Origin of the sequence: Pseudomonas sp. IPO3747 (assembly GCF_013385245.1) — a bacterium.
In the GTDB taxonomy this organism is placed as follows: Bacteria; Pseudomonadota; Gammaproteobacteria; order Pseudomonadales; family Pseudomonadaceae; genus Aquipseudomonas; species Aquipseudomonas edaphica.
The window spans coordinates 636,415-660,148 of the sequence record NZ_JACAQL010000022.1; the positions used below are offsets into that span (position 1 = coordinate 636,415).

Sequence of the window (23,734 nt, forward strand, 5' to 3'; positions counted from 1 at the left end):
TAACTTCTGAGCTTAGTCCGTTGGCTATTTCGCTAAGCGTTTGAGCCGCAAATAAAAACGGCCTGGACTAGGCCAGGCCGCAATCTTGCATCAAGCGTGCTACTGCAAAATGACAGTAATGCGCCGAAACAGTTACTTCAAAACAGCCAGGGCTGCTTCGTAGTTTGGCTCTTGGCCGATTTCAGGCACCAGTTCGCTGTGCAGCACGTTGTTGTTTTCGTCCAGTACCACCACGGCACGGGCGGTCAGGCCTTGCAGCGGGCCATCGGCCAGGGATACGCCGTAGTCTACGGCGAAGTCGGCGTTGCGAAAGTCCGACAGGCTCAGCACGTTGTCCAGGCCTTCGGTGCCGCAGAAGCGCTTCTGGGCAAACGGCAGGTCAGAGGAGATGCACAGTACAACGGTGTTGCTCACGTCGTTGGCCTGGGCGTTGAATTTGCGTACCGAAGTGGCACAGGTCGGGGTGTCGACGCTTGGGAAGATGTTCAGCACTTTGCGCTTGCCGGCGAACGTTTCCAGGGTCGCCTCTGACAGGTCGACGGCGACAAGATTGAATTCTGGAGCGGTGGAACCGGTTTTCGGCAATTCGCCTTCAACCTGGACAGGGTTACCACGAAGGGTGACTTGAGCCATGAACGGAATCCTTATGCTGGGTTTTGGTTAAACGAATTCGAGAGGCCGAAGTTAACCACAAAGTGCAGTGACTACCTACCACCGGACACAAATTGTCATGCCCCGCAGGTGTGGTTTAATTGCGCGTTTTTTGCCCGCCCTTCAAGGATCTGCTTTAGATGAATCAGCCCGCCACCAAAGTCCTGGTCATAGGTTATGTCTGGCCGGAGCCCCGCTCCTCAGCCGCCGGCGGGCATATGATGCAGATTCTGCAGAGCTTCCTGGACCAGGGTTGGGACATTACCTTCAGTAGCCCGGCGACTATTGGTGAACACAAGGCCGACTTGCCTGCCCTGGGTATCGCCGAGTGCGCCATCGAGCTCAACAACAGCAGCTTCGACGATTTTATCCGCGCGTTAGCCCCGGATATCGTGTTGTTCGACCGTTTTATGATGGAAGAACAGTTCGGCTGGCGTGTGGAGCAATGCTGCCCCGATGCCCTGCGCGTGCTTGAAACCTCCGATTTGCAAAGCCTGCGCGATGCGCGCCATCAGCGTTTCAAGGCCCACCTCAAGGCTCACCCCGACAGTGACGACTTCAGCGCACTGTTCAAGCCGGCCCTGCAGGAAGCGTTCCAGTGGATGGCCGACACCGACCTCGCCAAGCGCGAGATCGCCGCCATTTACCGCTGTGATATCAGCCTGATGATTTCCGATGTGGAAATCCGCCTGCTCACCGAACAATTCAAGGTGCCGGCCGCCCTGCTCCACTGGTGCCCATTGATGCTGGAACCACCGGTTGAAGCCTTTGCGCCGTTTGAAGACCGCGCGCACTTCCTGAGCATCGGCAATTTCCGCCACGCGCCCAATTGGGATGCGGTGCTGTGGATGAAGAGCAGTTTGTGGCCGTTGATCCGCCAGCAACTGCCGGGCGCACAGCTGCATATCTACGGTGCCTACACGCCCCCCAAGGCCACCGCCCTGCACAACCCGGCGCAGGGTTTTCACGTGATGAATTGGGCTGAAGATGCGCTGCAGGTCATGGCCGCGGCCCGTATCTGCCTGGCGCCACTGCGTTTCGGCGCCGGCATCAAGGGCAAACTGATGGATGCCATGCTCTGCGGCACGCCAAACATCACCACGCCGATTGGCGCCGAGGCCATGGGCGACGATCAGCCATGGCCCGGTACCATCGAGCAAAGTGCCGAGGCCCTGGCCGCTGCCGCCGTGGCGCTGTATCAAGACCGCGAGCGTTGGACCCAGGCCCAGCAAGACGGCCGCCGATTGCTGGCTCGGCGCTACGACCAGAGCCTGCATGGCCCCGCCCTGGTGGCTTGCCTGGAACACTGCCGCAGCCGCCTCGCCGCCCATCGCCGGGACAACTTCACCGGCAGCATGCTGCGTCACCATGCGCATAAAAGTACCCAGTACATGTCGCAGTGGATCGAGGCAAAAAACCGCAGCGTATAAAGGATGACGCTAGCGAGGTTGCGCGCAAGGGGGCATTATCCTACGCAGCAACCACAATAAAGCGACGGCAGCATGACCCGAGCAATGCGCATTACCGACCCTTCCTACGAGTTGATGGACGATCACAACGGTCTGTCCATCATCTATCGCCAGCATGGTTTCCCCTGCCCGTTGGTGCGCTGGCACTTCCACAAGGAATACGAGCTGCACCTGATCGTCGCCAGCTCGGGCAAAGTGTTTATCGGCGACTACATCGGTAACTTCTACCCCGAAAGCCTATTCCTTACCGGCCCCAACCTGCCCCACAACTGGATCAGCCAGGTGGAGGAAGACGAGGTGGTGCCCAAGCGCGACATGCTGGTGAATTTCACCGACGAACTGTTTGAACAGGGCAGCCCCGTGTTTGCCGAACTCAAGACGCTGGCGCCGATGCTGGAACGGGCGCAGTACGGCATCGAGTTCCGTTGCAAAAAAACCATCGCCCAAGCCATGACCTTGATGCAGCGCATCGAAGACGCCCAAGGTATAGCGCGCCTGGGGCACTTCTTTATTCTGCTGGAGGTGTTGAGCGCCTGTGAGGATTACCAACTGCTGTCCGGCGGGACGACACCGCAAGTGGCCGACGAGCACAGCATCGATCGCACCAACCGCGCGGTGGACTATATCTTTGCCCACTACGCCCGCGAATTGTCGCTGGAGGAAGTGGCGCAGTACCTGGGGATGAAGCCGACGTATTTCTCACGGGTGTTTAAACAAGCCACTGGGCGCACGTTTATAGAGTTTGTTAACCGGCTACGCATCAGCAAATCTTGCGAGCTGCTGGCCGATGGCGACAAAGCCGTGACGGATGTGTGCTTTGAGTCGGGTTTTAACAATATTTCCAACTTCAACCGGCGTTTTCAGCAGCTCAAGGGCATGACGCCGTCTCACTACCGACGCCTGGCGGTGCAACGGTTGACCGAACAGAACCTGGCTTAATGGTTTAAGCCCATGACTTGCCGAGTGCAAAAAAGTATCAGCTCAAGTGTGCCCAAGGATTTGTCACACGCCCATTTCAAGGCTGTAATCAACGCACACTCTTCCTGACACCTTGTGGGAAGACACAACAACAATAACTGTCATTCTGTAGCCCTCTGGGCACGGAAATGGAGTGCGCGATGAAGTTCACAGCAAAAGCACTGCTTGTCTCCACCTGCATGACCACCTGCATGACCCTCAGCGCCGTCAGCTTTGGCGCGCAAACCCTGACCATTGCCACCGTCAACAACAGCGACATGATCCGCATGCAAAAGCTCTCGAAAACCTTCGAGACCGAACATCCGGACATCAAGCTGAACTGGGTGGTGCTCGAAGAAAACGTACTGCGCCAACGCCTGACCACCGACATCGCTACCCAAGGCGGCCAGTTTGACGTGTTGACCATCGGCATGTACGAAGCTGCACTGTGGGGCGCCAAGGGTTGGTTGGAGCCGATGAAAGACCTGCCGGCGTCCTACGACCTCGACGACGTGTTCCCTTCGGTGCGTGACGGCTTGTCGGTCAAAGGCTCGTTGTATGCCCTGCCGTTCTACGCCGAAAGCTCGATCACCTACTACCGCACCGACCTGTTCAAGGGCGCCGGGCTGAGCATGCCCGAGCACCCGACCTGGACTCAGATCGGTGAATTCGCCGCCAAACTCACCGACAAGAGCAAAGAGCAATACGGCCTGTGCCTGCGTGGCAAAGCCGGTTGGGGTGAGAACATGGCGCTGATCACCACCCTGGCCAACGGCTACGGCGCGCGCTGGTTCGATGAAAAATGGCAACCGGAATTCAACGGTCCGGAATGGAAGGACGCGTTGAACTTCTACGTCGACAACATGAAGAAATCCGGCCCGCCGGGTGCTTCCAGCAACGGTTTCAACGAAAACCTCGCGCTGTTCAACAGTGGCAAGTGCGCGATCTGGGTGGACGCCAGCGTGGCCGGTTCGTTCGTCACCGACAAGTCTCAGAGCAAAGTCGCTGACAGTGTCGGCTTCACCTTCGCGCCGCACGAGAAGACCGACAAGGGCACCTCGTGGCTGTACTCCTGGAGCCTGGCCATCCCGACCAGTTCCAAAGCCAAGGATGCCGCCAAGGTGTTCACCACCTGGGCAACGTCCAAGGAATACGGCGAACTGGTAGCCAAGACCGACGGCATCGCCAACGTACCGCCTGGCACGCGCAAATCGACCTACAGCGACGAATACCTCAAAGCCGCACCGTTTGCCAAGGTGACCCTCGAATCGCTGAAAGTCGCTGACCCGACTAAACCGACGCTCAAGCCGGTGCCGTATATCGGTATCCAGTTGGTGACCATTCCTGAATTCCAGGCGATTGGTACCCAGGTCGGCAAGTTCTTCTCGGGCGCGCTGACCGGTCAGCAAACGGTGGACCAAGCCTTGACCGCCGCGCAGACCACCACCGAGCGTGAGATGAAGCGGGCGGGTTATCCCAAATAACTCAGCATCACCGCGATAAATGCTTTGTGTGGGAGCTGGCTTGCCTGCGATGCGGGCGACTCGGTCTGTCAGCCAGACCGATGTGATGCCATCGCAGGCAAGCCAGCTCCCACATTGAGCGCGCTCCGATTCTAGTTTTGCATGCACCCGACTGGTCTTGATCCTAATGAATACAACACCCAAAAACCGCCTGGCCAACCCCGGCTGGTTCCTCGTCAGCCCCTCGGTGGCCATGCTGCTGCTGTGGATGATCGTGCCACTGGGCATGACCCTGTACTTTTCGCTGATCCGCTACAACCTGCTCTACCCTGGCGAAAACCAATTCGTGGGGTTGGAAAACTTCACCTACTTCATCACCGACTCGGGCTTCCTGCCTGGCGCCACCAACACCCTGTTACTGGTGGGCAGCGTATTGTTGATCAGCGTGGTGTTCGGCGTGTTGATCAGCGCGTTGCTGGAGGCCAGTGAGTTCCTGGGCCGCGGCATCGTGCGGGTGATGCTGATTTCGCCGTTCTTCATCATGCCCACCGTCGGTGCGCTGATCTGGAAGAACCTGATTTTCCACCCGGTGTCGGGGATTCTCGCCGCCGTGTGGAAGCTGTTCGGCGCCGAACCCGTGGACTGGCTGGCGCACTACCCATTGCTGTCGATCATCATCATTGTGTCGTGGCAGTGGCTGCCCTTCGCCATCCTGCTGCTGATGACCGCCATGCAGTCCCTCGACCAGGAACAAAAAGAAGCCGCGCGCCTGGACGGTGCCGGCGCCATCGCGATCTTCTGGCACCTGACCCTGCCGCACCTGGCCCGCCCGATTGCCGTGGTGGTGATGATCGAAACGATCTTTTTGCTCTCGGTCTTCGCCGAAATCTTCACCACCACCAACGGTGGCCCCGGCTACGCCTCGACCAACCTCGCCTACCTGATCTACAACCAGGCGCTGGTGCAGTTCGACGTGGGCATGGCCTCGGCCGGCGGCTTGATCGCCGTGGTCATCGCCAATATCGCGGCGATCATCCTGGTGCGGATGATCGGCAAAAACCTGACTGACAAGCCTTGAGGGCCGCGCCATGACGCTTCAACAATCCCGCCGCCTGCAAAGCCTGTTGCTCGGCACGTTGGCCTGGGCCATCGCAATCCTGATTTTCTTCCCGATCTTCTGGATGGTGCTGACCAGCTTCAAGACCGAAATCGACGCGTTCGCCACGCCGCCGCAGTTCATCTTCACGCCGACGCTGGAGAACTACCTGCACATCAACGAGCGCAGCAACTACTTCGCCTACGCCTGGAACTCGGTGGTGATTTCGTTCAGTGCCACTGCCTTGTGCCTGCTGATCTCGGTACCGGCCGCCTACTCCATGGCGTTCTATGAAACCAAACGCACCAAGGGCACCTTGCTGTGGATGCTGTCCACCAAGATGTTGCCGCCAGTGGGCGTATTGATGCCGATCTACCTGCTGGCCAAGAGCCTTGGCCTGCTGGATACGCGCATTGCGCTGATCATCATCTACACCCTGATCAACCTGCCGATTGTGGTGTGGATGGTGTACACCTACTTCAAGGACATCCCCAAGGACATCCTCGAAGCCGCGCGCCTGGACGGCGCCACCCTGTGGCAGGAAATGGTCCGCGTGCTACTGCCGATCGCCAAGGGCGGCCTGGCCTCTACCGTGCTGCTGTCGCTGATCCTGTGCTGGAACGAGGCGTTCTGGTCGCTGAACCTGACCTCCTCGAATGCCGCGCCGTTGACCGCGCTGATCGCCTCTTACTCCAGCCCCGAAGGTTTGTTCTGGGCCAAATTGTCCGCCGTCTCGACCCTCGCGTGTGCGCCGATCCTGATCTTTGGCTGGATCAGCCAGAAACAGCTGGTGCGTGGCTTGTCCTTCGGCGCAGTTAAATAATAATTCCAAGCGGAGGCCCATCATGGCCAACCTGAAAATCAAGAATTTGCAAAAAGGCTTCGAAGGTTTCTCGATCATCAAGGGCATTGACCTGGAAGTGAACGACAAGGAATTTGTGGTGTTCGTCGGCCCGTCGGGCTGCGGTAAATCCACCCTGCTGCGTTTGATCGCGGGCCTTGAGGAAGTCACCGAAGGCACCATCGAACTCGATGGCCGCGATATCACCGAAGTCACCCCCGCCAAGCGCGACTTGGCCATGGTGTTCCAGACCTACGCGCTGTACCCGCACATGAGCGTGCGCAAGAACATGTCGTTTGCCCTGGACCTGGCCGGCGTCGACAAGAAGCTGGTGGAGAGCAAAGTCAGCGAAGCGGCGCGCATCCTCGAACTCGGCCCGTTGCTGGAGCGCAAGCCCAAGCAGCTTTCCGGCGGCCAGCGTCAGCGCGTGGCAATCGGCCGTGCGATCGTGCGTAACCCAAAGATTTTCCTGTTCGACGAACCGCTGTCCAACCTCGACGCCGCCCTGCGCGTGCAGATGCGCCTGGAACTGGCGCGCCTGCATAAAGAGCTGCAAGCCACCATGATTTACGTGACCCACGACCAGGTCGAGGCCATGACCCTGGCCGACAAGGTGGTGGTACTCAACAGCGGCCGTATCGAGCAGGTCGGCTCGCCGCTGGAGCTGTACCACCAGCCGGCCAACCTGTTTGTGGCGGGCTTTCTGGGCACGCCGAAAATGGGCTTCCTCAAGGGCAAAGTCACCCGTATTGAAAGCCAGGGCTGCGACGTGCAGTTGGACGCCGGCACCCTGATCAGCCTGCCATTGAGCGGTGCCAGCTTGAGCGTGGGCAGCGCGGTGACCCTGGGGATTCGCCCCGAGCACCTGGAAATTGCCTCGCCTGGGCAAACCACCCTGACCGTCACCGCCGACGTCGGCGAGCGCCTGGGCAGCGACACCTTCTGCCACGTCATCACCGCCAACGGCGAGCCGCTGACCATGCGGATTCGTGGCGACATGGCCAGCCAATACGGCGAAACCCTGCACCTGCACCTGGACCCGGCGCACTGCCATCTGTTCGACACCGATGGCGTGGCCGTGGCTCGTCCACTGCGCGCTGCCGCCTGATTTCGCGAGACTTGTGATGAAACTGAATAAACAGAACCTCACCCAATTGGCGCCGCAAGTAAAAATTCCGGCCTACGCCATTGCGAGCACCTCCCAGGGCATCGCGCATATCGGCGTCGGCGGTTTCCACCGTGCGCATCAGGCGTATTACACCGATGCGCTGATGAATACCGGCGCTGGCCTGGACTGGAGCATCTGCGGCGTCGGCCTGCGCAGCGAGGACCGCAAGGCCCGCGACGACCTGGCCGGCCAGGATTACCTGTTCACCCTGTATGAACTGGGCGACACCGACGACACCGAAGTGCGCGTGATCGGCGCCATCAGCGACATGCTGCTGGCCGAAGACGGCGCCCAGGCGCTGATCGACAAGCTGGCCAGCCCTGAGATTCGGATTGTCTCGCTGACCATCACCGAAGGCGGCTACTGCATCGATGACAGTAACGGCGAGTTCATGGCGCACCTGCCGCAGATCCAGCACGACCTGGCGCACCCTAATGCACCGAAAACCGTGTTCGGGTTTATCTGCGCCGCATTGACCCAACGCCGCACCGCCGGGACCCCGGCGTTTACCGTGATGTCCTGCGATAACCTGCCGCACAACGGCGCCGTCACGCGCAAGGCCCTGCTGGCATTTGCCGCCCTGCACAACGCCGAGCTGCATGACTGGATCAAGGCCAACGTGAGCTTCCCGAATGCCATGGTCGACCGCATCACGCCGATGACCAGCACCGCCCACCGCCTGCAACTGCACGATGAGCACGGCATCGACGACGCTTGGCCGGTGGTGTGCGAGCCGTTTGTGCAATGGGTGCTGGAAGACAAATTCGTTAACGGCCGCCCGGCGTGGGAAACCGTCGGTGTGCAGTTCACCGATGACGTCACGCCTTACGAAGAAATGAAGATCGGCCTGCTCAATGGCAGCCACCTGGCCCTTACCTACCTGGGTTTTCTCAAGGGTTATCGGTTTGTGCACGACACCATGAATGACCCGGTGTTTGTGGCCTACATGCGTGCCTACATGGACCTGGACGTCACGCCAAACCTGGCGCCGGTGCCGGGCATCGATTTGACCCAGTACAAGCAGACGCTGGTGGATCGTTTTTCCAACCAGGCGATTGCCGACCAGTTGGAGCGTGTATGTTCCGATGGCTCGTCGAAGTTTCCCAAGTTCACCGTACCGACCATCAATCGCTTGATTGCCGATGGGCGTGAGACTGAGCGCGCGGCGTTGGTTGTCGCCGCCTGGGCGTTGTACCTCAAAGGCGTTGATGAAAACGGCGTGACTTACAAGATCCCCGACCCACGCGCCGAGTTCTGCCAAGGGCTGGTGAGTGACGATGCGCTGATCAGCCAGCGCCTGCTGGGTGTGGAAGAGATTTTTGGCAAGGCTATTCCCAACTCGGCTGAGTTTGTGGCAGCGTTTGAGCGTTGCTTTGTCAGCTTGCGCGACAACGGCGTCACCGCAACACTGCAGCAACTGCTGAAAACACCCGATTAAAAATGTGGGAGCTGGCTTGTGTGGGAGCTGGCTTGCCTGCGATAGCATCACCTGGGTTTGACTGATAGACCGAGGTGCTGGCATCGCAGGCAAGCCAGCTCCCACACAGACCAGCGTCCACATTTGAGCGGGTTAACAATCCAAGAATAATACTGCTGAGCACTCCTTCATGACCCAGCAAAACCTGTACCTCGGCATCGATTGCGGCACCCAGGGCACCAAAGCCATCGTCCTCGACGCGTCCAGCGGCAAGGTCCTGGGCCTGGGCGCCGCCGCGCATACGCTGATCAGCGGCGCCAATGGCCGTCGCGAACAGCACACCCAGGAATGGCTGGATGCCTTTACCGAAGCCACTCACCGCGCCCTGCAACAGGCTGGCGTGGACGGCCAGGACATTCTCGGCATCGGCGTCTCCGGCCAGCAGCACGGGCTGGTGCTACTGGACGAGCACGGTGAGGTGCTACGCCCGGCCAAACTCTGGTGTGACACCGAAACCGCCCCGGAGAACGACCGCCTGCTGGCGTACCTGGACGGCGAAAGCGGCTCGCTGGAACGCCTCGGCGTGGCGATTGCGCCGGGCTATACCGTGTCGAAACTGCTGTGGACCCGCGAACAACACCCGGACGTGTTCGCACGCATCGCGCATATCCTGCTGCCCCACGACTACCTCAACTACTGGCTCACCGGCCGCGCCGTGGCGGAATACGGCGATGCGTCGGGCACCGGCTACTTCAACGTGCGCAGCCGCGAGTGGGACGTGGCACTGCTTACGCACATCGACCCGAGCGGGCGCCTGGAAAAAGCCCTGCCCGCGTTGATTGCGGCGGATCAAGCTGTCGGCAGCATCTTGCCGGCCATCGCCGAACGCCTGGGGATCAACCCCAATGCCAAGGTGTCCAGCGGCGGCGGCGACAACATGATGGGCGCCATCGGCACCGGCAATATCGCCCCCGGCGTGATCACCATGAGCCTGGGTTCGTCCGGCACCGTCTACGCATTTGCCGACCAGCCGAATGTCAGCCCGCAAGCATCGGTCGCGACCTTCTGTTCGTCCAGCGGTGGCTGGCTGCCGTTGATCTGCACCATGAACCTGACCAACGCCACCGGGGTGATTCGCGAGCTGTTCGAGCTTGACCTTGCGACCTTCAACAGCCTGGTTGCGCAAGCGCCGATTGGCGCCGATGGCGTGAGCATGCTGCCGTTCCTCAATGGCGAACGCGTGCCCGCCCTGCCCCACGCCACCGGCAGCCTCCACGGGCTGACCATGACCAACCTGACCCGCGCCAACCTGTGTCGCGCGGTGGTCGAGGGCACCACCTTCGGCCTGCGCTACGGCCTCGACCTGCTGCGCCAGACCGGCCTGCAAAGCCACAGCATCCGCCTGATCGGCGGCGGCTCGAAAAGCCCGGTGTGGCGGCAGATGGTCGCCGATATCATGAACACCGAAGTGGTGTGTACCGAACAAAGCGAAGCCGCTGCCCTGGGCGCGGCGATCCAGGCGGCGTGGAGCCAGTCCGGCAACACCCTGGCCAGCCTGTGCGACAAATGTGTGAGTGTCGACCCAAGCAGCCGCACGCTGCCGGTGGCGGCCAATGTCAGTGCCTATCAACAGGCTTACGAGCGCTATCAGCAGCTCGTGGCAACCCTTTAAGAGCGAACGACTATGTATCTGGTGTGTGGCGAAGCGCTGTTCGATTTTTTCAGCGAGGAGGATGCCAGCGGGCAGGCTTCCAGGGTCAATTACAAGGCCATTGCCGGTGGTTCGCCGTTCAACGTGGCCGTGGGTTTGCGCCGCCTGGGCATTGAGTCCGCGCTGTTGGGTGGCGTGTCCAACGACTTCCTTGGCCAGCGCTTGCTGCAAGTGCTCAAGGACGAAGGCGTCAGCCAGCAGTTTCTGCTTGAGTTTGCCGCGCCAACCACCCTGGCGATGGTTGCCGTGGGCGCCAACGGCTCACCGCAATACAGCTTTCGCGGCGAAGGCTGCGCCGATCGGCAATTGACGCTTGAGCATCTGCCGACCTTGGGCGATGAGATTCGTGGCGTGCATATCGGCTCGTTTTCGCTGGTGGTGCAGCCGATCGGCGACACCCTGCTGAGCCTGGTCAAGCGCGAAAGCGGCAAGCGCCTGATCAGCCTGGACCCCAATGTGCGGCTCAACCCGCAACCGGATATCCAGCTGTGGCGTGAGCGCGTGGCCGAGTTGGTCAAGCATGCCGACCTGATTAAAGTCAGCGATGAAGACCTGCACCTGCTCTACCCCGACCAGTCGCCCGAGAGCGTGCTGCAAGGCTGGTTGCAGCACCGTTGCCAATTGGTGTTCCTCACCCGTGGCGGCGATGGCGCCAGCGTGTTCAGCCGCCAGCACGGCAGTTGGTCGCAACCTGCGGTCAAGGTGGTGATGGCCGATACGGTGGGCGCCGGCGACACCTTCCAGGCCGCGTTGATTGCCTGGTTGACCGAGCAGCAGCTGGATTCTATTGACGGCCTGCAACAGCTGACACGCGCGCAGATCGACAGCATGCTGGGCTTCGCGATCCGCGCCGCCGCGCTGACCTGCAGCAAGACCGGGCCGGACCTGCCGTATCGCCAGCAGTTGGGCTGAAGCCTGGGTTTCATGAAGGTTTTGTCAGCCAAGGCAAAATTAATCGATGGTTAATCCCGCAAGCCGAGAGTGAAATTGAACTCACTTGCGGAGCACCACCATGAAACTGCGTACCTTGTTATTCACCGCCACCTTGGCCCTTGCCGCGGTGTCGGGGATGGCCCAGGCCGACACCGCCGCCAAGCCTGTGCAGTATCAATACGGCATGCCCTTGAACGTCGACAAAGTGATCGCCATGCACGAGGAAGACACCGACGTGTGCAAGGTGATCAACGCCGATATCAAGTTCGTGGACAAAGCCGGGAAGATCGAAGATGTGGGCTACCGAAAAATGTCCGAAGCCTGCGATTTTCAGAATTGAAACACACCGCATTGGGCCTGGCGTTTACCAGGCCCACAGGTCGTCGGTGAATCACTCTCAAACACTTGGCTGACTAGTAGCCGCGCCCCGCCACTCTTTGCTGAGCAGGCGCTTGAGTGTGCTTGAGGTCTTCGCGCAACCCGCTGATCAGGTTGCAAATGGCTCGACTGCTGTCGAGTTTTTCCGCGTTGATACCTTTGACTTCCAAATCCACCCGGTCACGGTCGCGGTCGTCATACACCTTGATCGTCAACGAGGCGTCTTCGGCTTTGGTACATTCACACCGCTTGGGCAGGAAACTTCCTTCAATAATGCTGCGTAGCTCTAGTTCCGAAAGCATGGCCAACCTCTGCTTTTTTGAGACTGCCAACAGATTTTTAGGTACAGATATTCAGGTACGGTGCAGGCGCGTGCCTGCGGCGTCTTACCGACCCTGGCAGACGCTTTCATTCATCAGCCTACTCGGCAAAATCCATTCTCGTTGTAACCTTTCCTCATAAGCGCCGCGCTGACGTATATAAATCTGTTTACCCCGCGTGAATTATCGTCGAACTGCGTCGATTAAACGTTTATGCACTAAATTGCACCTTGCGCCGCTACTCTCTCCGCAACATGTCGCAAACTATCAAAGTTGATATTGGCCCCTGAGTTCACTGCCACCAAGGTCTGCCCGCGCACGCCGTTTTGGGTGACGTACTTGCGAACGCCCGCCACCGCCAGTGCGCCTGAAGGCTCAGTGATGGAGCGCGTATCGTCGTAGATCAACTTGATGGCGCTGCACAGTTCGTCATTGCTGACGGTGATCACTTCATCGACCCAATCGCGGCAGATCTCAAAGCCATAGGCGCCGATCTGCGCCACCGCGGTGCCATCGGCAAACCCGTCGACACTGGGCAGCACCACCCGCTCACCGGCGCGCAAGGCAGCCAGCAGACAACTGGAACCCTCGGGTTCGACGCCGACAATGCGCACCTCGGGCCGCAGGTATTTGACATAGGCGGCAATCCCGGCGATCAGGCCGCCGCCGCCCACCGGCACGAAGATCGCGTGCAGCGGGCCTTGCTGCTGGCGCAGTATTTCCATGGCCACTGTGCCTTGGCCGGCGATCACATCGGGGTCATCGAACGGCGAAACAAAGGTGCAACCCGACGTCTCGGCCAATTGCAACGCATGGGCCAGGGCAAACGGAAAGCTTTCGCCATGCAACACCGCCTCGGCGCCACGGGAGCGCACGCCCAGCACCTTCAATTCCGGCGTGCTGCACGGCATGACGATGCGGGCCTTGATGCCCAGTTCCCGCGCCGCCAATGCCACGCCCTGCGCATGATTACCCGCCGAGGCGGTCACCACCCCACGGGCTTTCTGCTCATCGCCGAGTTGCACCAGCTTGTTGTAGGCGCCACGGATCTTGAAGGAAAACGTCGGCTGCAAATCTTCCCGCTTGAGCAGCACTTGGTTGCCCAATAGCGCCGACAACGCAGGCGCCGATTGCAAGGGCGTGCGCACTGCCACGTCGTAAACCGGGGCGGCGAGGATCTTTTTCACGTAGTGCTCAAGCAGCCCGGTATTGGCGGTTTGCGCGGCGCGGTGGGTACTCATGGGCGTCTCCTGGTGTTGGTGTGCTGCCCAGGAGTCGGAAAAACAAAACCCGCCTCTAGGGCGGGTTTGGGTGCAGCCGTGTGCTATCCCGCCAAATGAGGAATGGCGGTAATAATAATGCTCGGCTGGCGGCGCAAGGCTGGAAAGGTCATGCACCGAAATTAACCGGCGGTGGCTGGGCAAGTCAATGGCCTGTGGCCATTTAGCGGGTTGGGGTTTACGAGAGATATACGAAACGTATACGCTTTGTATATCCATCTAACACAGTGAAACCCATGGGCATCGTCAAGATAACCGACCAACTGCACGAACAGCTTCGCCTGGCCAGCGCCGCCATGGACCGCTCCATCAATGCCCAGGCCGAGTTCTGGATCAAGATCGGCCTGTTGGCCGAACTCAACCCGCACCTGCCCTACAACGAGCTGATCAACAAGCTGTTGCTGGACAAACCCGACCTGATCCGAGGGCGCGGCTGATGATCAAGACACCCGCACAACTGGCGGTGATGCGCGAATCCGGACGCCTGCTGGCCCAGGTATTCAGCATGCTCGACGGCTTTGTCGCCGCCGGACGTTCGACCCTGGAGCTGGACAGCGCCGTCGAAACCTTCATCCGCAACGACCTCAAAGCCCGCCCGGCGAGCCTTGGGCAATACGACTACCCCTTTTGCATCAACACCTCGATCAACGAAGTGGTGTGTCATGGCATGCCCAGTGCCAAGGATGTGTTGAAAGACGGCGACATCATCAACATCGACATCACCCTGGAAAAAGGCGGTTTTATCGCTGACTCCAGCAAGATGTACATGATTGGCAGCGTGGCGCCCAAGGCCCGGCGCCTGGTGGAACAGACCTTTGAAGCCATGTGGGCCGGCATTCGCCAGGTTCGCCCCGGCGCACGCCTGGGCGATATCGGCCATGCGATCCAGAGCCATGCGCAAGCCAACGGCTACAGCGTGGTGCGTGAGTATTGCGGCCACGGCATCGGCCGGCAGATGCACGAGGAACCCCAAGTGCTGCACTTCGGCCGCCCCGGCACCGGGCTGGAACTGCGCGAAGGCATGGTGTTTACCATCGAGCCGATGCTCAACCAGGGCAGCGCCAAGGTGCGCGACCTCAAGGATGGCTGGACGGTGGTGACCAAGGACAACAGCCTGTCGGCGCAGTGGGAACATACTGTTGCGGTGACGTCGGACGGCTTTGAGGTGCTGACGCTGCAACCGTAAACCTGTGGGAGCTGGCTTGCCTGCGACAGCATCGACTGTGTGTCACTGACACACCGAGGCGCCGGCATCGCAGGCAAGCCAGCTCCCACAGGGGGAATCCGTGTTCACGCGCGACTGGCGCCGCCTGCGATGCGCTTGAGCCCGAACACCATCAACCCCGCTCCAACGCCCATCGCCACCATCAACAGCGGGTACGACACCCACCACGGCGTGCCCGCCGTCATCATGCTGAACTCCGACATGCCGCCCACGCTGGCGATCAGGTTGAGCGGCAGAAACACCACGTTGATCAACGTCAGCTTGCGCAGCAGGTTGTTCATGCTGTTGTTCATCAGGTTGCCGCGTGCATCGATCAGCCCGGAAAACACGTTGGAGTAGATCTCGGCCTGCTTGTAGCACTGGTGGTTCTCAATGATCAGGTCATCGATCAACCCCAGCACCTCGGCGCTGAAATGCTCCTTTTCCGCGTGGTTGCGCAACCGCGACAACACCGCGCCATTGCTGTGCAGCGCGTTGATGTAATAGATCAGGCTTTCACTGAGGTTAAACATCTGCATCAGGTGCTGGTTGCTCATCGACGCATTGAACTGTTGCTGCAACTCCCGCGCCACCAGCTTGATCACCTTGAGGTGGCCCAGGTAGTGGTGAATGTTGTTAAGCAGCAGATCAAGCAGCACATCCAGCGGCGTATGCAACGGCCGACGCGCGCCGAGCCCGGAGAGTGGGGTGTCATCCGTGGCGATCACCAGCAGGCGGCCGGGTGAAAACAATAGCCCGCAGGAGGCCACTTCGAACATCAGGCTGCCGCCGCCCGAGTAGTTCTCCGGGCGTTTCCAGATCAGGAACAGGTTATCGGGGTGAAACTCGATGCGTGAGACTTCATCCGGGTCAAGCGCCGAAGCCAGGGCGTGCTCGTCGAGTTTGTGATGGTCGCGCAACCACTCGCGCTCGGCCGCGTCCGGGTTGTTGAACAGCATGATTGCAGCGTCGTCCTTGTCCGCCTTGCACAGTTTTCCGTCGGTCAGTTCAAAGCGCTGAATCATCGCGCGTCACCAGCCCTGGCCCTGGCGTTTCAACTCCAATCGCCGTACAAACTCCTCGAGCACCAGCGCATACAGGTCGTCTTGCAAATAGGCATCTTCGATACCGGCGTCCATATTGGGGTTGTCGTTGACCTCGATCACCACCACTTTGTCGCCGGACTGCTTGAGGTCGACACCGTAGAGGCCGTCGCCGATCAGGTTGGCGGTTTTTACCGCCAGTTCCACCACTGCCTTGGGCGCTTCATGAACCGCCAGGGTGCGGCATTCGCCGTTGATGTCCTGGCCGATAGCCTTGTGGTTATAAATCTGCCAGTGGCCCTTGGACATGAAGTATTGGCAGGCAAAGATCGGCTTGCGGTTGAGCACACCAATGCGCCAGTCGTACTCGGTGTAGAAAAACTCCTGGGCCAGCAGCAGCACAGAGTGTTCGAACAACTCGGCGGTGGCCTTGAGCAGGGCTTCCTGGCTTTCCACCTTGATTACGCCGCGCGAGAAGCAGCCGTCGGGGATCTTCAACACCAGCGGGAAACCCAGGCGCTCGCCGACCCTTTCGAAATCTTGCGGTCGCTCCTTGTAGAGAATCTCGGTGGCGGGCATGCCCAGTTGATGGCTGTTGAGCAGGTCAGTGAGGTAGACCTTGTTGGTACAGCGCAGGATCGATGCCGGGTCGTCCATGACCACCAGGCCTTCGCTTTCGGCTTTTTTGGCGAAGCGATAGGTGTGGTTGTCGACACTGGTGGTCTCGCGGATCAGCAAGGCGTCGTACTCGGCCAGCCGTGAGTAATCCTTGCGCTCGATCAGTTCCACATCGATGCCCAGCCCTTTGCCGACCCGCACGAAGTTTTCCAGGGCGCGAGCATTGGACGGCGGCAGTTGCTCCTGCGGGTCGTGAAGAATCGCCAGGTCATACCGCGCCAAGCGGCGTGAGCGCGGCTGGCGCCAGATCTTGCGGCTGAAGTTGTCGAGGGCGTGGGCGAACTGGTCTTCCTGGTCATCGCGCAACTTGTGCAAGACCCCGGACTTGACCCCGTCGATGTGCCAGCCATTGTGTTTGCGAAACTCAATTAACAAGATCGGGCACGGGAAGGTTTCAAATAACTGGCGGGCCAACTCTTGCAGCGGCTCTATATTGGTTCGACCAAAATAAAGTGTCAGGGTAAAGCCTTCGGTATTGCTGTAAAGGTGATGACTCAAGGCTTTATCGAGGGTTTTATCCAGGTCATCCAGTGACAAGCCATACAGCGACTTTTTAGTCAGTTCACTGATGGTGCGTACCGACGGAATCACCTTGTGGCCGCGCGCTTCGGCCAACAACGAGCAGTAGTAGCCGTGCCCCAGATACTTGTAGCTGCGGCACAGGTTGATCACCTGCACACGCTTGCCCGTCTCGCTTTCACGGGTTTGTTCAAGGTATTCCTGGGCGGTCACGATGTCTTCGCTGGGGAAGTAAGAGGCCCAATCTTCCTTGCGTTCGACAATGATCACCACTTGGCTGGAACCTTTGCTTGCGACCGAAAAATAACCGCTGGAAGTTATTGTCGCCGCGACGTTTTGCTCGGATACTTCACGCCAATGACCTTGTACCGCTGACATAATATTTGATCCGCTTTAGAGAACTCGACCTTTTCTATTAAGCACGATCTTTTAGAGAAGTCCCGTTTCGTTACGCAACTTTTACGGCGGTTATATGGCTCTTTCCTTTCGCGTTGCAACCCCTGCTGATGTGCCTGAATTGGTCGCACTGGAACAGCACTGTTTCACCACCGACCGGCTCTCGTTGCGCAGTTTCCAGTGGATGATCAGCCGTGCCCATGGCCAGTTGCTGGTGGCGGAAAATGATGCGCAGTTGCAAGGTTATGCACTGGTGCTGTTCCATCGCGGCACTTCATTGGCGCGCCTGTACTCCATCGCCATCGCCGAGCGTGCGCGCGGCATGGGCTTGGGCAAGCAATTGCTGACGCGCATCGAGGCCTGCGCCCTGGAACATGATTGCGCCTATCTGCGCCTGGAAGTACGCACCGACAACCCCGGCGCCCTGGCGCTGTACGAGCGCAACGGCTATCGCCGCTTTGCGCTGATAAATGACTATTACGAAGATCACACCGCCGCTATTCGACTGGAAAAACGCATCCTCCAGCACCAGGTCGCACGCCCCCAGAGCGTGCCGTATTACCAACAGACCACCGACTTCACCTGTGGCGCCGCGTGCTTGCTGATGGCCATGGGCGCGTTGCTGCCTGGGCGCGTGGCCGGGCGGCGCGAAGAACTGCAGATCTGGCGTGAAGCCACCACCGTGTTCATGACCGCAGGCCATGGCGGCTGCAGCCCGCAAGGCTTGGCGTTGGCGGCCTGGCGCCGGGGTTTTCGGGTGCGTATGCAGGTGAATGTGCGCGGGCCGTTGTTTCTGGATGGCGTGCGCGACCAGCACAAAAAGGACGTGATGCGCTTAGTGCATGAGGCGTTTGAAGAGGAATTGGTCGGCAGCGACGTCGAACAGGTATTCGGCGGCGCGCTGGATTTACCGCAGGTATTGCAGGCCGGCGGGCAGCCGCTGGTACTGATCAGCAGCTACCGCCTCACCCGTTCCAAGTCGCCACATTGGGTGATGGTCACCGACTGCGATGAAGAGTTCGTCTACCTGCACGACCCCGACGTGGACCACAGCCAGCATCGCCAGCCCCTGGACTGCCAGCATCTGCCGGTCAGCCATGGGGAGTTCGAGCGCATGTGCCGTTTTGGCAATAACAAATTGCGCGCGGCCGTCGTGTTGTTTAAGCCACCTGCTTGACGCCGGCCTTGGCTTCCAGCTCGCGCACCAGCGGCAGGACGCGCTGGCCGAAGTATTCGACCTCTTCCTGAAAATGCAGGAAGCCAGCCAGTATCAGGTCCACGCCCACAGCCTTGAGCGCGACTATGCGCTCGGCGATCTGCTGCGGCGTGCCAATCAGGTTGGTCTTGAAGCCGTCGTTGTATTGCACCAGGTCCTCAAAGCTGGACTTGGCCCAGTTGCCCTCGCCTTCCGGTGAGGCCTTGCCCGCCTGTTTGGCCGCATCGCCAAACGCATTCACCGCTTCGGGGTCGGCCTTGTCAATGATTTCGGCGAGCACGGCGCGGGCTTCTTCTTCGGTGTCGCGGGCGATCACAAACGCGTTTACACCCACTTTTACCGAATGGTGATTGGCCGCTGCCTTGATGCGGAGATCGTCAACCTGGGCCTTGATGCCTTCGGGCGTGTTGCCGTTGGTGAAGTACCAGTCCGACACGCGTGCCGCCATGTCCCGCGCCGCCCGTGAGCTGCCGCCCTGGAACACTTCCGGCTGGCCGAGCGGCTTGGGTTTCAAGCTGTAGTTGTTGAAACGGTAGAAGTCGCCCTTGAAAGTGAAATCGTCCTGGCTCCAGATGCCTTTGAGGGCGCGGATAAACTCCTCGGAACGGCGATAACGTTCATCATGTTCCAGCCAGGGTTCGCCGATGGCCTGGAACTCGCCCTTGAACCAACCGCTGACGATATTCACCGCGATGCGCCCATTGGTGAGCTGGTCGATGGTCGCCAGCTGCTTGGCCGCCAGCGCCGGCTGCCAAGGGCCAGGCAGGATCGCGGCGATCACCTTGAGCCTAGTGGTCGCCGCCAGCAACGCATGGCTGAACGCTACAGACTCATGCTGATTGTCGGCACCGTAGCCGGCGGTGAAACGAATTTGCGTCAGGCCATATTCGAAGCCGGCCGCCTCGGCCAATTGCGCGAGCTTGCGGTTGTAGTCGATGCCCCAGTGCGTGCGCTGTTCGATCTTGCTGACCACCAGCCCACCACTGACGTTGGGTACCCAATAGGCAAATTTCACGGCTTGCTGACTCATCTGGCAGTACCTCGCAGGAAAGGATGTCACCAGGCTTGAGCAGCAAGCGTGCCAGACAGCATCAAAGCACCACCCCATGGGCGTTGCGGCGTATATCGCAGTGGTTTTTGCCAAGCCAGCGAATGTCGCGGATAGCCTTGTTTTGTCGATTTACTGTTGCTGGGGCAACAGCAGTTTGGATCCACCCCCAGTAAATACGGGCTGCGCCGCCCGGCACGGACTGTGCAATCCGCTAAGCATTGATCACTGCCCAGGAGCCGTATCCCATGACCGAGCAACATGTCATCAACCCGCTGTCCATCGGCGTCGATTACCCCACACTTGCCGCGCGCTTCCGGCCGATTTTCCAGCGCATCGCCGAAGGTGCCGTGGCACGTGAACAAGCGCGCGCCCTGCCCTATGAGCCGATTGAGTGGCTCAAACACGCAGGGTTCGGCGCGGTGCGGGTGCCGGTGGAATACGGCGGTGGCGGCGCGTCCCTGCCGCAATTGTTTGAGCTGCTGATCGAACTGGCGGCGGCCGACTCCAATGTGCCCCAGGCACTGCGCGGGCACTTCGCCTTTGCCGAAGACCGCCTGAACGCGCCACCCAGCGCGGGTCGCGACCTGTGGTTCAAGCGGTTTGTCGACGGCGATATCGTCGGTTGCGCGTGGACCGAAATCGGCACTGTGGCCATCGGCGATGTGGTCACTCAGGTCAGCCCGGATGGCGATCACTGGAAGCTCAACGGCGAAAAGTTCTACAGCACCGGGAGCATTTTCTCCGACTGGATCGACGTGTACGCCCAGCGCAGCGACACCGGCGCCGACGTGATCGCCGCCACCCGCACGCACCAGCCCGGCGTGGTGCAACGTGATGACTGGGACGGGTTCGGCCAACGCACCACGGGCAGCGGCACCACACGGTTTACCGATGCGGTGGTTGAGGCCGACAACGTGATCGACTTCGCCACCCGCTTCAAATACCAGACCGCGTTTTACCAGTTGGTGCTGCTGGCGAGCCTGGCCGGTATTGGCCGTGCGGCGCTCAACGACGTGGCGCAGCAGGTGCGCAGCCGCAAACGCATCTACAGCCATGGCAATGCCGCACATGTCAGCCAGGACCCGCAGGTGCAGCAAGTGGTGGGCGAAGTGGCCGCGCTGGTGTATGCCGCCGAGGCCAGTGCGTTGAAAGCTGCGGTGCCGGCGCAACGGGCTTACTTGGCAAGATTTGCCGGGGATGAGGTGGCTGAGCGTGAGGCAAACGTGGCTGCCGAGATTGAATCGGCGACAGCGCAGGTGGTGGTGTCGGAGTTGATTCAGCGGGCTACCAGTGAGCTGTTCAATGCGCTGGGGGCGTCGGATGTGCGCCAGGGTAAAGCGCTGGATCGCCATTGGCGCAATGCGCGGACCGTGTCGTCGCATAACCCGGTGATCTACAAGGCGCGGATCGTGGGGGATTGGGTGATCAATGGAACCGAGCCGCCGTTTGTGTGGCAGATCGGGAATGGGCCTGGCAAAGCGTAATTGATCGTTCCCACGCTCTGCGTGGGCATGCATCCTGTGACGCTCCGCGTCACGGCTTCAAGCGCGGGACGCAGAGCGTCCGGGGTGGCATTCCCACGCAGAGCGTGGGAACGATCCTGTGTACCACTCAGAACGCGAGCTTATACCCGATGGTCATCAACATAATCGCCAGACACGGTCGCAACACGCCGTCCGGGACTTTGCCGGTCATGTGGCTGCCCAGGTAAATCCCCGGCAACGACCCCATCAGCAAAAAGCCCAGCAAGTGCCAGTCCATATTGCCCATGCTGGCATGCCCCAGGCCCGCCACCAGGGTCAGCGGCACGGCGTGGGCGATCTCGGTGCCGACCAGACGCCGCGTGGCCAGGAACGGATACAAGATAAACAACGCCACAGTCCCGAGGGCACCCGCGCCGATAGAGGTCAACGCAACCATGGTGCCCAGGATCGCGCCGGTAACGACTGTGAGTGCGTTGAGGTTGCGCGGGCTCATGTGGTAATCATCGCCCGCATGCCGCTGGGCGAACGCCAACAGGCTTTTCTTGAACAGGATCGCCAGCGCCGTCAGCAGCAGCACAAAGCCCAGCGCCTGCTTGATCACTGCATTCATCGCGCTGGGATCAGTGTGCAGGCTGGCCAGGAACCACAGCGTCAAAAGCACCGCCGGCACGCTGCCCAAGGTCAGCCAGCCAGTGATGGTCCAGTCGATATTGCGGTTTTTGCTGTGTACCAGCACCCCACCGGACTTGGTGATGGCGGCGTATAACAAGTCAGTGCCCACGGCGGTGGCCGGGTTGATGCCGAACCACAACAGGATCGGCGTCATCAGGGACCCGCCGCCGACACCGGTCATGCCGACGATAAAACCAACGATCAGGCCAGCGACTACAAAACCAAAATTGCCCACATCCATTACAACTACCCGCGGCCTTATAAAATTCTGGCCGCAGGATAGCGATTTTTCTTATAACGACTTATATCAATATGATCTGACTTTATGCTTTTTCTGTCAGACGATGGCAGACATAGGCCTGGGTCTGATACGGAAACGCCACAGTGTCACGCCCGCGCAGCGCCGGGTGAGTGTTGATCAGCCCGCGTAATTGCTCGGTCACCGTGGCCTTTTGCGCGGCCGGTAGCGCCGCGATAAAGCTCACAGACAGAAAGCGATCCATGATCACTTCCTGGGGGCTGCCCACATGCTGATAGGCAAAACAGCTCATTTGCGGCGCGGAAAAATACCCACCGGTGAAGGCTTCGCGCCAATGCCCTGTATGAAAACGCGGCGTGTCGCCTTCATAGGGCGTAATGATTTCGGTGATGGCCGCAACCCAGTCCACCGACTCATCGCGCACATTCCACACCAGCCCCAGGCGCCCGTCAGGCTTGAGCACGCGGTGGATCTCTGCCAGTGCGGCCTCGGTTGCGAACCAGTGGAAGGCTTGCGCGCACACCAGCGCATCGGCGCTGGCCTCCGGCAAAGGGATAGCGTCTGCGGTGCCGCTGAGCAGGCGTACATCCGGCAACAGTTTGCTCAGTTGCACGCCCATGGCCTCGACCGGCTCGACGGCAATCAGGCTGGGCGCCAGGGTGCTGAGCAAACGGGTGAACTTGCCGGTGCCGGCCCCCAGGTCGATCACGGTCGACTGTGCGTTGATACCCAGTGTATCGGTCAGCCAGCCGGTGAGTTGGCGTGGGTAGTCCGGTCGACCTTGGGCGTAGGTGGCGGCCTGGGTCGAGAAACCTTGTTGAGCAGACGTGTGAACACCAGTCATTGCGAGTTTCTCCTCGGGGGCGGGCGCACAGTGTGCGCCCTCTGAGGTTTATTTTCTAACCCGTGCATCCAATCGTGCGCCTCGCGTGTAGTCCTTGCAGTCACCCCGCTGTTTTACTCAAATGGAGCACTACCCATGAACGCTAAAACACTGTTCTGCCTCGCGGCTGCACTCACCGTCGCGCCTGCGGCTTTCGCCCAGACCGGCTTGCCGGACAGCATCAAGGTGCCGGACGGGCACAAGATTGCGATGGAAACCACCGGGGTCGGCGAAATCACCTACGAATGCCGCGACAAAGCCAACGCCGTCGGCCAGACCGAATGGTTCTTTGTCGGCCCCAAAGCCGTGTTGAATGATCGCAGCGGCAAGCCGGTGGGCAACTACTTCGGCCCGCCCGCCACCTGGCAGGCCCAGGATGGCTCGAAAATCACCGGCACTCAACTGGCGGTAGCGCCTTCGAGTGCAGGCAACCTGCCCTATCAACTGGTCAAGGCCAACCCGGCCGAAGGTAAAGGTGCCATGAGTGGCGTCAGTTACATCCAGCGTGTCGCCCTTAAAGGCGGCGTGGCGCCGAGCAGCGAATGCACGGCGGCGAACAAAGGCCAGCAGGCCGTGGTGAAGTACCAGGCCGACTACATTTTCTGGGCAGCCAACTGAGTAAACTCGGCTACGCTGCCTGTGGCG

22 protein-coding genes and 1 pseudogene are annotated in these 23,734 nt (G+C 60.1%); 15 read left to right on the forward strand and 8 right to left on the reverse strand.

The features are described from left to right. Window positions 1-132: 132 nt before the first annotated feature. Complete coding sequence (gene tpx / locus HX790_RS24290) at window positions 133-633, reverse strand: thiol peroxidase (protein ID WP_017135058.1); 501 nt, start codon at window positions 631-633, stop codon at window positions 133-135. A gap of 158 nt (window positions 634-791) precedes the next feature. On the opposite strand from tpx, the gene HX790_RS24295 reads away from it, so the two are divergent. From HX790_RS24295 to HX790_RS24340, 10 genes are all read left to right on the forward strand, one after another. Continuing rightward, a complete protein-coding gene (locus tag HX790_RS24295; RefSeq protein WP_099548266.1) occupies window positions 792-2,081 on the forward strand; it encodes a glycosyltransferase in 1,290 nt (429 codons plus the stop codon). 72 nt (window positions 2,082-2,153) lie between these two features. After that, the gene (locus tag HX790_RS24300) at window positions 2,154-3,059 is read left to right on the forward strand and encodes an AraC family transcriptional regulator (RefSeq protein ID WP_176992298.1); all 906 of its coding nucleotides are present in this window, start codon (window positions 2,154-2,156) and stop codon (window positions 3,057-3,059) included. 218 nt (window positions 3,060-3,277) lie between these two features. Then, window positions 3,278-4,561, forward strand: a complete 1,284-nt coding sequence (locus tag HX790_RS24305) for a sugar ABC transporter substrate-binding protein (RefSeq protein WP_370589435.1) — start codon at window positions 3,278-3,280, stop codon at window positions 4,559-4,561. 166 nt (window positions 4,562-4,727) lie between these two features. Next, on the forward strand, window positions 4,728-5,618 hold the full coding sequence (locus HX790_RS24310; protein WP_017135054.1) for a carbohydrate ABC transporter permease: 891 nt from the start codon (window positions 4,728-4,730) through the stop codon (window positions 5,616-5,618). A 10-nt stretch (window positions 5,619-5,628) separates the two neighbouring features. Then, window positions 5,629-6,459, forward strand: coding sequence for a carbohydrate ABC transporter permease (locus HX790_RS24315; protein WP_056859282.1), 831 nt, complete (start codon window positions 5,629-5,631; stop codon window positions 6,457-6,459). Window positions 6,460-6,481: 22 nt separating this feature from the next. Further along, window positions 6,482-7,585 (forward strand): ABC transporter ATP-binding protein, encoded by a 1,104-nt coding sequence (locus HX790_RS24320; RefSeq protein ID WP_017135052.1) that lies wholly within the window; start codon window positions 6,482-6,484, stop codon window positions 7,583-7,585. A 16-nt stretch (window positions 7,586-7,601) separates the two neighbouring features. Then, complete coding sequence (locus tag HX790_RS24325) at window positions 7,602-9,083, forward strand: mannitol dehydrogenase family protein (RefSeq protein ID WP_099548262.1); 1,482 nt, start codon at window positions 7,602-7,604, stop codon at window positions 9,081-9,083. Between the two features lie 169 nt (window positions 9,084-9,252). Next, a complete protein-coding gene (gene xylB / locus HX790_RS24330; RefSeq protein WP_176992299.1) occupies window positions 9,253-10,734 on the forward strand; it encodes a xylulokinase in 1,482 nt (493 codons plus the stop codon). Between the two features lie 12 nt (window positions 10,735-10,746). Beyond that, on the forward strand, window positions 10,747-11,685 hold the full coding sequence (locus HX790_RS24335; RefSeq protein ID WP_176992300.1) for a carbohydrate kinase: 939 nt from the start codon (window positions 10,747-10,749) through the stop codon (window positions 11,683-11,685). Window positions 11,686-11,785: 100 nt separating this feature from the next. After that, the gene (locus HX790_RS24340; protein WP_099548257.1) at window positions 11,786-12,046 is read left to right on the forward strand and encodes a DUF2790 domain-containing protein; all 261 of its coding nucleotides are present in this window, start codon (window positions 11,786-11,788) and stop codon (window positions 12,044-12,046) included. A 73-nt stretch (window positions 12,047-12,119) separates the two neighbouring features. Here HX790_RS24340 and HX790_RS24345 read toward each other — a convergent pair whose 3' ends face one another. Both HX790_RS24345 and ilvA read right to left on the reverse strand, forming a co-directional pair. Beyond that, entirely contained in the window at window positions 12,120-12,386 is a 267-nt protein-coding gene (locus HX790_RS24345; protein ID WP_017135047.1) for a DUF1652 domain-containing protein, read from the reverse strand. Between the two features lie 260 nt (window positions 12,387-12,646). Further along, window positions 12,647-13,645 (reverse strand): annotated as a pseudogene (gene ilvA, locus HX790_RS24350) (threonine ammonia-lyase, biosynthetic); the annotation flags it as partial. A gap of 275 nt (window positions 13,646-13,920) precedes the next feature. Between ilvA and HX790_RS24355 the strand changes: the two are divergent. Continuing rightward, on the forward strand, window positions 13,921-14,121 hold the full coding sequence (locus HX790_RS24355; RefSeq protein WP_017135045.1) for a ParD-like family protein: 201 nt from the start codon (window positions 13,921-13,923) through the stop codon (window positions 14,119-14,121). After that, entirely contained in the window at window positions 14,121-14,870 is a 750-nt protein-coding gene (gene map, locus HX790_RS24360; RefSeq protein ID WP_176992301.1) for a type I methionyl aminopeptidase, read from the forward strand. The genes HX790_RS24355 and map overlap by 1 nt, the downstream gene beginning before the upstream one ends. A 104-nt stretch (window positions 14,871-14,974) precedes the next feature. Here the strand turns inward: map and HX790_RS24365 are convergent, their stop codons facing one another. Beyond that, window positions 14,975-15,913: a magnesium transporter CorA family protein gene (locus tag HX790_RS24365; RefSeq protein ID WP_170038443.1), complete on the reverse strand. Its 939-nt coding sequence runs from the start codon at window positions 15,911-15,913 to the stop codon at window positions 14,975-14,977. A gap of 6 nt (window positions 15,914-15,919) precedes the next feature. Continuing rightward, window positions 15,920-17,506: a RimK family protein gene (locus HX790_RS24370; protein ID WP_218172186.1), complete on the reverse strand. Its 1,587-nt coding sequence runs from the start codon at window positions 17,504-17,506 to the stop codon at window positions 15,920-15,922. A gap of 94 nt (window positions 17,507-17,600) precedes the next feature. Here HX790_RS24370 and HX790_RS24375 point away from each other — a divergent pair, with 94 nt between their 5' ends. Then, window positions 17,601-18,701, forward strand: coding sequence for a GNAT family N-acetyltransferase/peptidase C39 family protein (locus tag HX790_RS24375; RefSeq protein WP_176992302.1), 1,101 nt, complete (start codon window positions 17,601-17,603; stop codon window positions 18,699-18,701). Here HX790_RS24375 and sfnG read toward each other — a convergent pair. Further along, window positions 18,685-19,770 (reverse strand): dimethylsulfone monooxygenase SfnG, encoded by a 1,086-nt coding sequence (gene sfnG / locus HX790_RS24380; RefSeq protein WP_099548248.1) that lies wholly within the window; start codon window positions 19,768-19,770, stop codon window positions 18,685-18,687. The two genes, HX790_RS24375 and sfnG, sit on opposite strands and share 17 nt — an antisense overlap. Before the next feature lie 266 nt (window positions 19,771-20,036). Here sfnG and HX790_RS24385 point away from each other — a divergent pair, with 266 nt between their 5' ends. Beyond that, complete coding sequence (locus HX790_RS24385) at window positions 20,037-21,275, forward strand: acyl-CoA dehydrogenase family protein (RefSeq protein WP_138453614.1); 1,239 nt, start codon at window positions 20,037-20,039, stop codon at window positions 21,273-21,275. 127 nt (window positions 21,276-21,402) lie between these two features. On the opposite strand, the gene HX790_RS24390 is transcribed toward HX790_RS24385, so the two are convergent. Further along, window positions 21,403-22,188 (reverse strand): sulfite exporter TauE/SafE family protein, encoded by a 786-nt coding sequence (locus tag HX790_RS24390; protein ID WP_017135039.1) that lies wholly within the window; start codon window positions 22,186-22,188, stop codon window positions 21,403-21,405. A gap of 82 nt (window positions 22,189-22,270) precedes the next feature. After that, window positions 22,271-23,050, reverse strand: coding sequence for a class I SAM-dependent methyltransferase (locus tag HX790_RS24395; RefSeq protein WP_176992303.1), 780 nt, complete (start codon window positions 23,048-23,050; stop codon window positions 22,271-22,273). Window positions 23,051-23,185: 135 nt separating this feature from the next. Between HX790_RS24395 and HX790_RS24400 the strand changes: the two genes are divergently transcribed. Next, the gene (locus HX790_RS24400; RefSeq protein WP_017135037.1) at window positions 23,186-23,707 is read left to right on the forward strand and encodes a DUF3455 domain-containing protein; all 522 of its coding nucleotides are present in this window, start codon (window positions 23,186-23,188) and stop codon (window positions 23,705-23,707) included. The last annotated feature ends 27 nt before the right edge of the window (window positions 23,708-23,734 follow it).